This is a genomic window from Pseudomonas sp. AK-TSAG1-1 (genome assembly GCF_056821665.1).
Map to the genome: position 1 here is coordinate 5,605,001 of NZ_CM165965.1, position 13,990 is coordinate 5,618,990.

General features: G+C 59.5%; 16 protein-coding genes (1 of these 16 only partly in view). 9 read left to right on the top strand and 7 right to left on the bottom strand.

From position 1 onward, the window contains the following. Nucleotides 1-1,377: the 3' portion of a peptidoglycan DD-metalloendopeptidase family protein gene (locus tag AC1UK9_RS25455; protein WP_482578703.1), read on the top strand. Its footprint begins 48 nt before the window's first position; the window shows 1,377 of its 1,425 coding nt (coding positions 49-1,425); its start codon lies beyond the left edge, outside the window; the stop codon is at nucleotides 1,375-1,377. A 3-nt stretch (nucleotides 1,378-1,380) separates the two neighbouring features. Then, on the top strand, nucleotides 1,381-2,472 hold the full coding sequence (locus tag AC1UK9_RS25460) for an anhydro-N-acetylmuramic acid kinase (protein ID WP_482578704.1): 1,092 nt from the start codon (nucleotides 1,381-1,383) through the stop codon (nucleotides 2,470-2,472). 75 nt (nucleotides 2,473-2,547) lie between these two features. On the opposite strand, the gene erpA is transcribed toward AC1UK9_RS25460, so the two are convergent. Both erpA and argC read right to left on the bottom strand, forming a co-directional pair. After that, on the bottom strand, nucleotides 2,548-2,898 hold the full coding sequence (erpA, locus tag AC1UK9_RS25465) for an iron-sulfur cluster insertion protein ErpA (RefSeq protein ID WP_003228776.1): 351 nt from the start codon (nucleotides 2,896-2,898) through the stop codon (nucleotides 2,548-2,550). A gap of 168 nt (nucleotides 2,899-3,066) precedes the next feature. Further along, the gene (argC, locus tag AC1UK9_RS25470; protein WP_064589472.1) at nucleotides 3,067-4,101 is read right to left on the bottom strand and encodes an N-acetyl-gamma-glutamyl-phosphate reductase; all 1,035 of its coding nucleotides are present in this window, start codon (nucleotides 4,099-4,101) and stop codon (nucleotides 3,067-3,069) included. 135 nt (nucleotides 4,102-4,236) lie between these two features. Here argC and hemJ point away from each other — a divergent pair, with 135 nt between their 5' ends. The 6 genes from hemJ to coq7 all read left to right on the top strand — a co-directional run bounded on the left by hemJ (nucleotide 4,237) and on the right by coq7 (nucleotide 8,821). Continuing rightward, nucleotides 4,237-4,665, top strand: a complete 429-nt coding sequence (hemJ, locus tag AC1UK9_RS25475; protein ID WP_025113540.1) for a protoporphyrinogen oxidase HemJ — start codon at nucleotides 4,237-4,239, stop codon at nucleotides 4,663-4,665. Between the two features lie 33 nt (nucleotides 4,666-4,698). Continuing rightward, entirely contained in the window at nucleotides 4,699-5,667 is a 969-nt protein-coding gene (locus tag AC1UK9_RS25480) for an NAD(P)H-dependent flavin oxidoreductase (protein ID WP_482578705.1), read from the top strand. Between the two features lie 77 nt (nucleotides 5,668-5,744). Further along, nucleotides 5,745-6,695 (top strand): DUF805 domain-containing protein, encoded by a 951-nt coding sequence (locus AC1UK9_RS25485; RefSeq protein ID WP_482578706.1) that lies wholly within the window; start codon nucleotides 5,745-5,747, stop codon nucleotides 6,693-6,695. A 61-nt stretch (nucleotides 6,696-6,756) separates the two neighbouring features. Beyond that, complete coding sequence (locus AC1UK9_RS25490) at nucleotides 6,757-7,545, top strand: SDR family NAD(P)-dependent oxidoreductase (protein WP_025113537.1); 789 nt, start codon at nucleotides 6,757-6,759, stop codon at nucleotides 7,543-7,545. An 80-nt stretch (nucleotides 7,546-7,625) separates the two neighbouring features. Continuing rightward, nucleotides 7,626-7,964 (top strand): histidine triad nucleotide-binding protein, encoded by a 339-nt coding sequence (locus tag AC1UK9_RS25495; protein WP_003228789.1) that lies wholly within the window; start codon nucleotides 7,626-7,628, stop codon nucleotides 7,962-7,964. Between the two features lie 209 nt (nucleotides 7,965-8,173). Then, nucleotides 8,174-8,821, top strand: a complete 648-nt coding sequence (gene coq7, locus AC1UK9_RS25500) for a 2-polyprenyl-3-methyl-6-methoxy-1,4-benzoquinone monooxygenase (protein WP_025113536.1) — start codon at nucleotides 8,174-8,176, stop codon at nucleotides 8,819-8,821. A gap of 97 nt (nucleotides 8,822-8,918) precedes the next feature. On the opposite strand, the gene speD is transcribed toward coq7, so the two are convergent. Next, on the bottom strand, nucleotides 8,919-9,713 hold the full coding sequence (gene speD, locus AC1UK9_RS25505) for an adenosylmethionine decarboxylase (RefSeq protein ID WP_025113535.1): 795 nt from the start codon (nucleotides 9,711-9,713) through the stop codon (nucleotides 8,919-8,921). 237 nt (nucleotides 9,714-9,950) lie between these two features. Next, complete coding sequence (locus AC1UK9_RS25510; protein WP_016772921.1) at nucleotides 9,951-10,373, bottom strand: OsmC family protein; 423 nt, start codon at nucleotides 10,371-10,373, stop codon at nucleotides 9,951-9,953. Between the two features lie 239 nt (nucleotides 10,374-10,612). On the opposite strand from AC1UK9_RS25510, the gene crp reads away from it, so the two are divergent. Next, entirely contained in the window at nucleotides 10,613-11,257 is a 645-nt protein-coding gene (crp, locus tag AC1UK9_RS25515) for a cAMP-activated global transcriptional regulator CRP (RefSeq protein WP_003228797.1), read from the top strand. 10 nt (nucleotides 11,258-11,267) lie between these two features. Here the strand turns inward: crp and AC1UK9_RS25520 are convergent, their stop codons facing one another. The 3 genes from AC1UK9_RS25520 to trpD all read right to left on the bottom strand — a co-directional run bounded on the left by AC1UK9_RS25520 (nucleotide 11,268) and on the right by trpD (nucleotide 13,984). Next, nucleotides 11,268-11,966, bottom strand: coding sequence for a lipoate--protein ligase family protein (locus tag AC1UK9_RS25520; protein ID WP_482578707.1), 699 nt, complete (start codon nucleotides 11,964-11,966; stop codon nucleotides 11,268-11,270). Between the two features lie 135 nt (nucleotides 11,967-12,101). Continuing rightward, nucleotides 12,102-12,938, bottom strand: coding sequence for an indole-3-glycerol phosphate synthase TrpC (gene trpC / locus AC1UK9_RS25525; RefSeq protein WP_025113533.1), 837 nt, complete (start codon nucleotides 12,936-12,938; stop codon nucleotides 12,102-12,104). Next, nucleotides 12,935-13,984 (bottom strand): anthranilate phosphoribosyltransferase, encoded by a 1,050-nt coding sequence (gene trpD / locus AC1UK9_RS25530; RefSeq protein WP_025113532.1) that lies wholly within the window; start codon nucleotides 13,982-13,984, stop codon nucleotides 12,935-12,937. The genes trpC and trpD overlap by 4 nt, the downstream gene beginning before the upstream one ends. Between the last annotated feature and the right edge of the window lie 6 nt (nucleotides 13,985-13,990).

Below are 13,990 nucleotides of genomic sequence, written 5' to 3' on the forward strand. Positions count from 1 at the left end.
CTGCTCGCCGCAAGTGGAATCGCCGCCCTTCTCAGCCTGGCGCTCCTGGTATTCCCTTCCAGTGATGTTGAAGCGAAAAAGACGACCCTGAGTCTTGAACTGGAAAGTCCTGCTGAACAACTGACACAAGATCAAGACGCTGCTGATGCGGCTCAAGCCACAAATGAGCCCGTTGCCTCGCCATTTGCCCAGATCGAAAACACTGACGAAAACACCCCGCAAACCGCTGAAACGGCACCAGCGCCGGCTCCCGCTGCTGAAAAACCAAAGGCTCCCGGCCATCGGGAAGTGATCGTTGCCAAGGGCGACACGCTGTCCACCCTGTTTGAAAAGGTGGGCCTGCCAGCTGCAGCCGTCCATGACGTACTGGCCAGCGATAAACAAGCCAAACAGTTCAGCCAACTCAAGCACGGCCAGAAGCTCGAGTTCGAATTGAACCCGCAAGGCCAACTGACCAGCCTGCACAGCAAGGTCAGTGACGTGGAAACCATCACCCTGACCAAGAATGACAAGGGATATGCGTTCAACCGGGTCACCGCCAAACCTACCGTTCGCACCGCTTACGTCCACGGCGTCATCAATAGCTCGCTGTCACAATCCGCCGCTCGCGCCGGTCTCTCCCATAGCCTGACCATGGACATGGCCAGCGTCTTCGGCTACGACGTCGACTTCGCGCAGGACATCCGCCAGGGCGACGAATTCGACGTGATCTACGAGCAGAAAGTGGTCAACGGCAAAGCCGTCGGCACCGGTCCGATTCTGTCTGCGCGCTTCACCAACCGCGGCAAGACCTACACCGCCGTGCGCTACACCAACAAACAAGGCAACAGCAGCTATTACACCGCCGATGGCAACAGCATGCGCAAGGCGTTCATCCGCACGCCGGTGGACTTCGCCCGCATCAGCTCGAAGTTCTCCATGGGTCGCAAACACCCGATCCTCAACAAGATCCGCGCCCACAAAGGCGTCGATTACGCAGCGCCACGCGGCACGCCAATCAAGGCTGCCGGTGACGGCAAAGTGCTGCTGGCCGGGCGTCGCGGCGGCTACGGCAACACCGTGATCATTCAACACGGCAACACCTACCGCACCTTGTATGGCCACATGCAGGGCTTCGCCAAAGGCGTGAAGACAGGTGGCACGGTCAAGCAAGGCCAGGTAATCGGCTACATTGGCACCACCGGCCTGTCCACCGGCCCACACTTGCACTATGAGTTCCAGGTCAATGGCGTCCACGTCGACCCACTGGGCCAGAAGTTGCCGATGGCCGATCCGATTGCCAAGTCAGAACGTGCACGCTTCCTTGCGCAGAGCCAGCCGCTGATGGCGCGTATGGACCAAGAGAAGGCCACCATGCTGGCCTCGAGCAAGCGTTAAGCCATGGCCCTTTATATCGGTGTGATGTCCGGAACCAGCCTCGATGGACTGGACATCGCGCTGATCGAGCAGACCCAGGCGATCAAGCTGGTCGCCACACACTACATCCCAATGCCTGACACCCTGCGCACTGAGCTCTTGAGCTTGTGCGCCAGCGGCCCTGACGAAATAGCCCGCTCGGCGATTGCCCAGCACCATTGGGTGACACTCGCCGCACAGGGTATCCATACCCTCCTCGACCAGCAGCAGCTCAAGCCTGAAGCCATTCGCGCCATTGGCAGCCATGGCCAAACCATTCGTCATGAGCCGGCACGTGGCTTCACGGTACAGATAGGCAATCCTGCGCTGCTCACAGAGCTGACCGGTATCACTGTCGTCAGTGATTTCCGTAGCCGCGATGTCGCCGCCGGCGGTCAGGGCGCCCCTTTAGTGCCTGCGTTCCACGAGGCTTTGTTCGAAGAGCGTACCGGTAACCGTGCGGTCTTGAATGTCGGCGGTTTCAGCAATCTCAGTCTGATTGAACCGACCAGGCCTGTAGCCGGTTTCGACTGCGGCCCGGGGAATGTGCTGATGGATGCCTGGATTCACCAGCAACGCGGCGAGAACTATGATCGCAACGGCCAGTGGGCAGCCACCGGCACTGTCGAACCCACACTGCTGGAAGCCCTGCTCAGCGACCCGTTCTTCGTCACCAAAGGCCCGAAAAGCACTGGCCGCGAAGTGTTCAACCTGCCTTGGCTGGAACAACATCTCTCAAAACTGCCGACCTTTGCGGCGCAAAACGTCCAGGCTACGCTGCTGGAGTTGACGGCACTGACCATCGTCGAGTCGCTGCAAAGCGCTCAAGCCGACACCCGGGAAATGCTGGTCTGCGGTGGTGGCGCGCACAATGCCACGCTGATGAAACGCCTGGCGGATCTACTGCCGAATGCAATCGTTGCCAGTACTGCCAGCCACGGCGTCGATCCAGACTGGGTCGAGGCCATGGCCTTCGCCTGGCTGGCTCATTGCTGCCTCGAAGGCATAGCCGCCAACCGCCCGAGTGTCACCGGCGCAAGAGGCTTGCGCGTACTTGGTGCGATCTACCCTAACTAAGCAAAACGCAGACAACAAAAAACGCCGCAGAACCGTAGGGCTCTGCGGCGTTTTGTTGTGTGTAACGCAGTGCGATCAGATCGAGAACGAAGAACCGCAACCACAGGTCGTGGTGGCGTTCGGGTTCTTGATCACGAAGCGCGAACCCTCCAGACCTTCCTGGTAGTCGACTTCGGCACCGGCCAGGTACTGGAAGCTCATCGGATCGACCACCAGGCTCACGCCTTCGCGCTCGACGATGGTGTCGTCCTCGGCCACATCTTCATCGAAGGTGAAACCGTACTGAAACCCTGAACAACCGCCGCCCGTAACGAATACGCGCAGCTTCAAGCGATCATTCCCCTCTTCATCGACCAGGCTCTTCACCTTGTGCGCAGCACCTTGGGTGAATTGCAAAGCCGTGGGGGTGAAGGATTCGACGCTCATGCTGACTATCTCCCGGCGTTACGCCGCCATAATGCGTGATGACGCGCATTATCCGCTTGTCCTAGAAAATCGGTCAACTATTGTTACGGTATATCAATAAACCCGACCAACTGCCCAAAATGCAAAAAGGCCCGTTTAACGGGCCTTTTTGCTGTGTTGCCGAAAGTGTTACGGCAGCATACCGGCGTGGGAAAGGCCGAAGCGCTCATCCAGGCCAAACAGGATGTTCATGTTCTGCACTGCCTGACCCGACGCACCTTTGACCAGGTTGTCGATCACCGACAGCACCACCACCAGGTCGCCATCCTGCGGACGGTGAACCGCGATGCGGCAGACGTTGGCGCCACGCACGCTACGGGTTTCCGGATGGCTGCCGGCCGGCATCACATCGACGAACGGCTCGTTGGCATAACGCTTTTCAAACAGCGCCTGCAGATCCACCGAACGATCGACCACGGTCGCGTAGAGCGTGGAGTGAATGCCACGGATCATCGGAGTCAGGTGCGGCACGAAGGTCAGACCGACGTCTTTACCGGCGGCGCGGCGCAGGCCCTGACGAATTTCCGGCAGGTGACGGTGACCTTTCACCGCGTAAGCCTTCATGCTTTCCGACGTCTCGGAGTACAGCGAACCTACCGCCGCGCCACGACCGGCGCCGCTGACACCGGATTTGCAGTCGGCGATCAGGCGCGAAGTATCGGCCAGACCCGCCTCAAGCAGTGGCAGGAAACCCAGCTGAGTAGCGGTTGGATAGCAACCCGGAACGGCGATCAGGCGCGCCTTCTTGATCTGCTCGCGATTGACTTCCGGCAGCCCGTAGACCGCTTCGTCCAGCAGCGCCGGCGCGCCGTGCGGCTGGCCGTACCACTTGGCCCACTCTTCAGCGTCCTGCAGACGGAAGTCGGCCGACAGGTCGATGACCTTGGTACCCGCTGCCAGCAATTCACCGGCCAACGCATGGGCGACACCGTGCGGGGTAGCGAAGAACACCACGTCGCAGGCGCCAAGGGTCTTGATGTCCGGCACGCTGAACGCGAGGCCATCGTAGTGGCCGCGCAGGTTCGGATACATGTCAGCCACAGCCAGACCGGCCTCGGATCGGGAAGTGATCACTACCACTTCTGCCTGCGGATGCTGTGCCAACAGACGCAGCAGTTCGACACCGGTGTAACCCGTGCCGCCGACGATACCGACCTTGACCATAAACCTGCCCTCAACGAACCCACTGGAAAGCCGTCGATAATAGGGGCCGCGCGCGCCTGCGACAACCGTCAAGGTGACGTGCGGACGCTCAAGCCTCTACTATCCCGGCTACCGTGAACCTGGGAATAACCAAAAATGCTCTATCTATGGATCAAAGCGTTTCATATCGTCAGCATCGTGTGCTGGTTTGCCGGGCTGTTCTACCTGCCGCGGCTGTTCGTTTATCACGCGCAAAGCGAAGACGCGATCAGCAAGGAACGCTTCAGTACCATGGAGCGCAAGCTGTATCGCGGCATCATGGGCCCGGCAATGATCGCCACGCTGATTTTCGGCGGCTGGCTGATCTACCTCAATCCAGGCATCTTCAGCATGGGCGGCTGGATTCACGCCAAGCTGACCCTGGTGGTGTTGCTGATCGGTTATCACCACATGTGCGGCGCGCAGGTAAAACGTTTCGCCCGTGGCGAGAACACCCGCAGCCATGTCTTTTATCGCTGGTTCAATGAAGTGCCGGTTCTGATATTGCTGGCTATCGTAATTCTGGTCGTGGTCAAGCCGTTCTAACTTCAACAGGCACCACACTTCGGGGGATTTCCAATGTCGCTGCCCGCTCTACTCGAACAACGTCTGCGTCTGCCCGTCGTGGCGGCGCCGATGTTCCTGATTTCCAACCCGCAGCTGGTGCTCGCCTGCTGCCGTAACGGCGTGGTCGGCAGCTTTCCGGCCCTGAACCAGCGCGAAAGCAGTGGTTTCAAAGCCTGGCTGGAACAGATCGAAGCGGGACTGGCGACGCTGGATAACCCCGCGCCGTATGCAGTGAACCTGATCGTGCACAACAGCAACCCGCGCCTGCAGGCGGACCTGAACATCTGCGTCGAGCACAAGGTGCCGATTGTCATCACCAGCCTCGGTGCGGTGAAGGAATTGGTCGACGCCGTTCACAGCTATGGCGGTCTGGTGTTCCACGACGTAACCACCCGCCGCCATGCCGAGAAAGCGGCCGAGGCCGGGGTCGATGGCTTGATCGCCGTAGCGGCGGGCGCCGGTGGCCATGCCGGCACCTGGAGCCCGTTTGCACTGATCGCCGAGATCCGCGAGTTCTTCGATAAAACCCTGCTGCTTGCAGGATGTCTTAACCACGGCCATGAGATTCTTGCCGCGCAGCTGCTCGGCGCGGATCTGGCCTACTTCGGCACGCGATTTATCGGCACCACCGAAAGCCATGCGCCTGACGCTTACAAGCAGATGCTGCTGACAGCCAAGGCAGCGGACATCATTCATACTCCTGCGGTCTCTGGGGTGCCGGCCAGCTTCATGCGCCAAAGCCTGCAAGCGGCAGGTTTCGACATGGCCGCGCTGCAAGGCAAGGGCGAGGTCAATTTCGGCGACAAGCTCAAACCGATCAACGATGAAGCCAAGGCCTGGAAGACCGTGTGGTCCGCCGGCCAGGGCGTGGGGCAAATCGACGACTTGCCGAGTGTGGATCAGTTGATCGCCCGACTCGATGCGGAATATCGTCAGGCACTGGAACGCGCAGCGCAGTTGCCGAAACACTGGCCGCGCTGAGAAAAACCAGGCCAGTCGCCAACCGACTGGCCTTACAATCCGACCTTCAATTCATTCGCGACAAGGATGCCTCGGCCATGAGCGAACCCCGTTACAAGATCGTTTTCGACGGTGCTCTACAGCCCGGTGTCGATCTCACCACTGCCAAGCTCAATCTGGCGGCCCTGTTCAAAAGCGATGTCGCCGGCGTCGAGCGTCTGTTCAACGGCAATACCATCGCCCTCAAACACGACCTGTCCCACAGTGACGCCCAGACCTATCTACAGGCACTGAGCAAGACCGGGATCGAGGCGCGGATCGAAGCCGAAACCGCAATTGAGCTGAACCTGGCGGACGTGCACGAACACCCGACCACCTCTGCAGAACCGGACTCCCCCTACGCACCACCGCGCGCCAACGTTGGCGAGCACCTGCCGGCATTCGCTACGCTCAAGCCATTCAGTGTCGAAGGACGTATCGGTCGCCTGCGCTTCCTCGCCTGGACGATGGTGTTGAGCCTGGTGACCCTGCCGATCGTTGGCGTGTTCGCACTGATCGGTCTCGGCCTGGTCAGCGGCGACTCCACCACAGGCCTGATCATCGGCGGGATTTTTGCGTTCTTCCTATTCCTCGGCTTCATCATTGTCAGCATCCTGTTCAGCGTGCAGCGCCTGCACGACATCGGCTGGTCCGGCTGGCTGTGGTTGCTGAACCTGGTGCCCTTCGTGGGCAGCTTCTTCCCGCTGGTAATCATGGTCGTGCCGGGCAACACCGGCGCCAACCGCTATGGCCCGCCACCGCCACCCAACAGCACCGCGGTCAAGGTCCTGTGCTCGCTGTGGATCGTGTTCTTCGCACTGGTATTTGCCGGCGGCATGCTGGGCGGCATCTCGGCCATTCAGCAGGAATATGAGACCAACCTTGAGAGCAGCTATGAAAGCGGTTCGGTCACCACCGATGAAGTCGAGGTAGAGACCGCACCCGCGGCGAATTCGGTGGATGATGCAGCCGAAGCGGCTCCGGCCCCTGTAGACTCTGCGAAAGAATGAACAACGCTCCCCGCCGTGACACCTGCGTCGCTGGCGCGGAGCTGTTGCGATGGAGAATTGCATGACCCGTTACGCTCTGATCACTGGTGCCTCCAGCGGCATCGGCCTGGCCATGGCCGAAGCCCTGGCCCGGCGCGGCCGCAGCCTGATTCTGGTGGCCCGACAGCGTGATCAGCTGGAAAGTATCGCAATCGAACTGACCCAGCGCTTTGGCGTGGAGGTCTTGTTCCGTGCCTGCGACCTCGGCGAGCCTTTGCGCCTGTCCGGCTTCCTGCTGGAACTGGAAGAAGGCGATCGACAGATCGATCTGTTGGTCAACTGCGCCGGCATCGGCACCTGCGGCCCGTTTCTGGCTCAGGACTGGATGACCGAGCAGGACCTGATCGAAGTGAACATCCTCGCCCTCACCCGCCTGTGCCACGCCATTGGCAACAGCATGGCACTGCAGGGCGGCGGGCAGATTCTGAATGTTGCCTCGGTGGCGGCGTTCAATCCCGGCCCGTGGATGAGCACCTACTACGCCAGCAAGGCTTACGTATTGCACTTCTCCGAAGCCCTGCGAGTTGAGCTCAAACAGAGCGCGGTCAAGGTGTCGGTGCTCTGCCCCGGCCCGACCCGCACTGCGTTTTTCCGCACCGCGCAACTCAACAGCGACAAACTCAAGGACAGCAAGCTATTGATGAGTCCCGAGGAAGTCGCGCTCTACACCGTGCGTGCGCTGGAGAAAAACCGCGCAATCATCATTCCTGGACGGCGCAACCGCTGGTTCGCCTTCCTGCCGCGCCTCGGATCGCGCTGGCTCAACCGCACCATCGTCGGCATGGTCAACAAGGCTTACTGCCCGCGCTGAACTGTCCTACGGCAAAACACTGGGCGGGGTCATTTCCCATGAGTACACTCAGGCCAGCCCACACAACGGAGAAAACAGCAGTGGATACTCTGTTCACCAAGATCATCAACCGGGAGATCCCGGCCAAGATCATCTACGAGGACGACCAGGTTCTGGCGTTCCACGACATCGCCCCACAGGCACCCGTGCATTTTCTGGTGATCCCGAAGAAACCGGTGCGCACCCTCAATGACCTGACAGAAGACGACAAGGCACTGGCCGGGCACATCCTGTTCACTGCCCAGCGCCTGGCGCTGGAACTGGGCTGCGAGGAAGGTTTCCGGGTGGTGATGAACTGCAATGAAAAAGGTGGGCAGACCGTCTATCACATTCATATGCACGTACTGGGTCAGCGCCAGATGAACTGGCCACCGGGCTGATTCAGCGGAAATCCTGTGGGAGCGGGCTTGCTCGCGAAGCGGATTGTCTGGCAATGAGATTTTGAATGTGCCGGCGTCTTCGCGAGCAAGCCCGCTCCCACCCAGAGCATGAACGCACGCCCCCTATACCGTGCGGCAAATGACCCAGCGCAAACCTTCCCCGGCCGATTCGGTTAAACTGGCGGTCGAGATTTTTCCCGGAGGTCAGCATGACTACCCAACGTCACTACTCGCCGATTGACCGTCTTCTGCTGCAAGCCGATGCCGCGATGCGTACCCTGCTGCCCTTCAGCGGCCAGCCTTACCGTCCGTCGCCCGCTATCGTGCAGCCTGAAGTGCAGATGAGCGACGAGAACACCCGTCACGTTGCCGGCCTGATGCGCATCAACCATACCGGTGAAGTCTGTGCCCAAGCGCTGTACCAAGGGCAGGCGCTGACCGCCAAGTTGCCGCAGGTGCGTGCAGCCATGGAGCACGCTGCCGAAGAAGAAATCGATCATCTGGTGTGGTGCGAGCAGCGCATTCATCAGCTAGGCAGCCACACCAGCGTGCTCAATCCGCTGTTCTACGGCATGTCGTTCGGCATTGGCGCTGTGGCCGGCTTGATCAGCGACAAGGTCAGCCTCGGTTTCGTCGCGGCCACCGAGCATCAGGTGTGCAAGCACTTGAACGAACACCTTGAGCAATTGCCGGCCGAGGACGAGAAGTCCCGGGCGATTCTGCAGCAGATGCGCATCGATGAAGAACATCATGCGGAGAGTGCACTGGATGCCGGTGGTTTCCGTTTTCCGGCGCCGGTGAAATTCGGGATGAGCCTGTTGGCCAAGGTCATGACCAAGAGCACCTACAGGATCTGACTTTGGCGCTGTCTGGCGCAGCCCCTACAGGTTCTGCATTTCGGCAATAAAAAAGGCGACTACCGCAAAGTAGTCGCCTTTTTTGTGCTTTGAAATCTTACGCCGGCATATTGCGTGCGTAGAAGATTTCGAGCATTTCGTGCTTCACCCGCTCGGTCACCTGAGCGCGTTGCTCAGGGGACAGATTGCTGGTGGCGTCGCCGAACAGGTAGTTATCCAGTTCGAAGTTCTTCAGCAGCATTTTGGTGTGAAACAGGTTTTCCTGGTACACGTTCACGTCGGTCATCTGGTACGCGTCGCGGGTGTCTTCGGAAAGGTAGTTCTGGATCGAGTTGATCTCGTGGTCGATGAAGTGCTTGTTGCCTTCAACGTCACGGGTGAAGCCGCGCACACGGTAATCCACGGTCACGATGTCCGAATCGAACTGGTGAATGAGGAAGTTGAGCGCTTTAAGCGGTGAAATGACACCACAGGTCGACACGTCGATGTCCACACGGAAAGTCGCAATACCGGCGTCCGGATGGATTTCCGGGTAGGTATGCACCGTGATGTGGCTCTTGTCGAGGTGGGCAAGGATGATTTCGGGCAATGGACCCGGGGACTCTTCGATCTGGCTGTCAGTCGGGGTCACCGGCTCTTCCGAGATCAGAATCGTGACGCTGGCACCCTGAGGCTCATAATTCTGACTGGCAATGTTCAGAATGTTGGCACCAATGATTTCGACAACTTCCGTGAGGATCTGCGTCAGGCGTTCGGCGTTGTACTCTTGATTGATGTACTCGACGTAAGCCTGCTGGTCTTGCGGGGTTTCCGCGTAGCAGATGTCATAGATGTTGAAGCTCAAGGTCTTTGTCAGGTTATTGAACCCGTGGAGCTTGAGTTTGCTTTTCACCGTTAAAAACTCTCTATGTATGCGGCGCAGCCGCGTGATCAAGCATGCCCGTCAAGTGCGAACAACGCACCTGCGTAGGACGGTTAACACCTCTTCGCGATGGCGATTTTGGTTATCTGTTCAGGCGGATGACCCGTCGGTTGACCGATCACTGCCCTGAAAAAAGTGGCGCATTATGCAGACGTCAGCGAGGGATCGCCAGAGTCTGCACTGCTTTTATGATAGTTGAATGTCGGTTCAACCGAGTTCGACGATTTCATAATCGTGAGTGATCGCCACACCGGCCGCGCCGAGCATGATCGAGGCCGAGCAATACTTCTCGGCAGACAGTTCGATGGCGCGTTTGACCTGGGCTTCTTTCAGGCCACGGCCCTTGACCACAAAGTGCATGTGGATCTTGGTAAACACCTTCGGATCTTCGGTCGCACGCTCGGCGTCGAGGAACGCTTCGCAGCTTTCAACCGCCTGACGCGACTTCTTCAGGATGCTGACCACGTCGAAGTTGCTGCAACCGCCAACGCCCAGCAGGAGCATTTCCATCGGGCGAACACCCAGATTACGACCACCGGCGTCCGGCGGACCGTCCATGACCACGACATGACCGCTACCGGATTCGCCGAGGAACATGGCTTCGCCAGCCCATTGGATGCGTGCCTTCATCGCCAAGACTCCACTGTAGAAAAAAGGGTCGCCAGCTTAGCACAGGCCTTTGCTTTGACAGCGCACGCGGCTCTTAGGACGGAGCCCTTTGCAACGTAGGTAATTTCTCGAATTTTCGACGAAGTGTCTGGTAAGCTGGCGCCAATTCGCTGGCGCCAATTGTCAGCCTGTGTAGCGACCGCCTTCAGCGCCTCATAAAAAAATCAAACATCACCGTGCAGTCTTTTCGGGATACAACCATGGTTGCTATTACCCCCACACCCAAAATCAAGAACCTCGACAAGCTGTTGATGCATTGCCAGCGCCGTCGCCATGCGGCCAAGAGCAACATCATCTGTGCCGGCGATCGCTCGGACACGCTGTACTTCATCATCAAGGGTTCGGTAACCATCCTGATCGAGGATGACGACGGTCGCGAAATGATCATCGCCTATCTCAATGCCGGGGACTTCTTCGGTGAGCTGGGCCTGTTCGAACAAGCCGGCCAGGAGCAGGAACGCAGTGCCTGGGTGCGGGCCAAGGTCGAATGCGAAATCGCTGAAATCAGCTACGTGAAGTTCCGCGAATTGTCGCAGCAGGATCCTGACATTCTTTACGTCCTCAGCGGACAAATCGCACAACGCCTGCGCAATACCACGCGCAAGGTCGGCGACCTGGCATTTTTTGACGTTACCGGTCGCGTGGCTCGCTGCCTGCTGGAACTGTGCAAACAACCCGACGCGATGACCCACCCGGACGGCATGCAGATCAAGGTGACCCGTCAGGAGATAGGGCGGATTGTCGGTTGTTCGCGGGAGATGGTCGGTCGCGTGCTCAAGGATCTTGAAGAACGCAACCTGGTCGACGTGAAAGGCAAGACCATGGTGGTCTTCGGTACGCGCTAAGCGCGTAACGTCAGGCGCTGTAGACCTGCGCCAGCATCAAACGGAACAGCTCATCAAGACGCGCCAATGCATTTGGCGCGGCGAACTTCTCGTGCAGGGCAATGTGGCTTTCAGCCCGTACTCGTTGCGCCAGACCACAGGCCTGATTGAAGCGATTGACCGCCGCGACCATCGACTCACGCTCGTTATCTATCAGCATCGCCCCATGCACCAGCCCCACCGGGCGTTGACCACCCTGACTCTGGCGCCAGCGCTGGGCCGTGCCGACGATCTTGCGCCCATCGAGATTGACGTTGAAACGACCGTCGCAGAACGCACCGTCGATTTCACCCAGCGACGACGTGCCGCCCAACTCATCGAGCAATTCGCAGATCGGATCACACAGGCGCCGGTAGCCGGTTTCGATGCGGTTCAGATCGCCTTCGCTACGTGGCGGGGCATAGACCAACGCGATGTTGATGGTTGAAGCCGATTGCGGGACCGGTTCACCGCCAGTTTCACGCAGCAGCACCGGCCAGCCGGCAGCGGCGGAGATGTCGCAGGCATGCTCGAAACCGGGCAGGCGATTGAGACGGCGCGGCATGACCAGTGCGCGATCGCTGGGTTGCCAGAACAGCAGGCCGAATTCGGCGTCGCCGGCGCAGACCGAGGCCAGCAAATCCTGTTCGGCTTGCAGGCCGGCTTCGATGGTCAAGGAAGCTGGAGTCATAAAGAAGTCCGTTAGACGATCAGTCTGTGGTGAATCTTATGGCCTCTTCGCGAGCAAGCCCGCTCCCACATCGGGAATACATTCCTACTGTGGGAGCGAGCCTGCTCGCGAAGGGGTCGACTCGGTCTGACTGATTCAGTCGAGGGTCGAACCGCTGACCGGCACACCACGCTCCGGGAAGAACAGGCGCTGCAACTCGGTGCCCGGGCTTTCGGCACGCATGAACGCCTCACCCACCAGGAACGCGTAAACGTCGCTGATTTCCATCAGTTCGACATCGGCGCGGTTGAGGATGCCGCTCTCGGTGATCACCAGACGATCGCGTGGAATGCGCGGCAGCAGGTCGAGGGTGGTTTCCAGGCTGACGTCGAAGGTGTGCAGGTTACGGTTGTTGACCCCGACCAGTGGCGTGTCGAGGGTTTTCAGCGCGCGCTCCAGCTCATCGCCGTCGTGCACTTCCACCAGCACGTCGAGACCGACGCCTTTGGCGACCGAAGCCAGCTCGGCCATTTTCACGTCATCCAGCGCGGAGACGATCAACAGCACGCAGTCGGCGCCCAGTGCACGGGCTTCGACGATCTGGTAGGGATCGATCATGAAGTCTTTGCGGATCACCGGCAATTTGCACGCAGCGCGGGCCTGTTGCAGGTAGATGTCAGCGCCCTGGAAGTAATCGATATCGGTCAGCACCGACAGGCAGGTCGCCCCGCCCTTCTCGTAGCTCCTGGCGATGTCGGCGGGCACGAAGTTCTCGCGGATCACACCTTTGCTCGGCGAAGCCTTCTTGATTTCAGCGATCACCGCCGGTTGTTTCTTCTTGGCCTGCGCCAGCAATGCCTGGGCAAAACCACGGGGTGCATCGGCCGCCTTGGCCAGACTTTCCAGCTCGCTCAGGCTGACGCGAGCGCTACGCTCGGCGACTTCCTGGACTTTACGCGCCAGAATGTTTTCCAGAACCGTCGGTACACTCATCCCTCATTCTCCACTTTGAATACCGCGGTAAAGGCACCCAGCTCCTCAAGTTTTTCCCGAGCCAGACCGGTGTGCAGAGCGTCGTGCGCAAGCGCCACGCCTTCTTTCAGACTCGTGGCCAGGTCGGCGGCGTACAACGCGGCACCGGCATTGAGCACAATCATTTCAGCAGCTTTCTGGCCGTTTTCGGTTTTGCGCTTGCCCAGTGCATCACGGATCAGCGCCAGCGACGCTTCCGGACCTTCGACCGACAGGCCGTGCAGGCTCTGGCTCTTCATGCCCAGATCTTCCGGCTCCACCCAATACTCAGTGATCTCGTTATTTTTCAGCTCGGCAACATAAGTCGGCGCGGCCAGGCTGAATTCGTCCAGACCGTCCTTGGAGTGCACCACCAGCACGTGTTTGCTGCCCAGGCGCTGCAAGACTTCGGCCAATGGCCGGCACAAGGCCTGGGTGAACACGCCCACCACCTGATGTTTTACACCGGCCGGATTCGTAAGCGGGCCGAGCATGTTGAACAGCGTACGCAGGCCGAGATCGCGGCGCGGGCCGGCGGCGTACTTCATGGCTTTGTGATGGGTCTGGGCAAACATGAAACCGATGCCGACGTTGTCGATGCAACGGGCGACCTGTACCGGCGTCAGGTTCAGGTAGATGCCGGCAGCTTCGAGCAAATCGGCGCTGCCGCTCTTGCCCGATACCGCGCGGTTGCCGTGCTTGGCCACGGTGCAACCGGCTGCTGCGACAACAAAGGAAGAAGCGGTCGACACGTTGAAGATGTTCGCGCCGTCACCGCCGGTCCCGACCACGTCGACCACACCGTCGAGGGTCTTGAGTTCGACTTGATCGGCCAGTTCCCGCATCACCGACACCGCACCGACGATTTCGTCAATGCTCTCGCTCTTCATGCGCATGGCCATCATGAACGCGCCGATCTGCGCGTCGGTGCATTGGCCGGTCATGATTTCGCGCATCACATCGCGCATTTCTTCGGTGCTGAGATCGAGGTGCTCGACGATACGGCTCAGGGCTGTCTTGATATTCATGGAAGT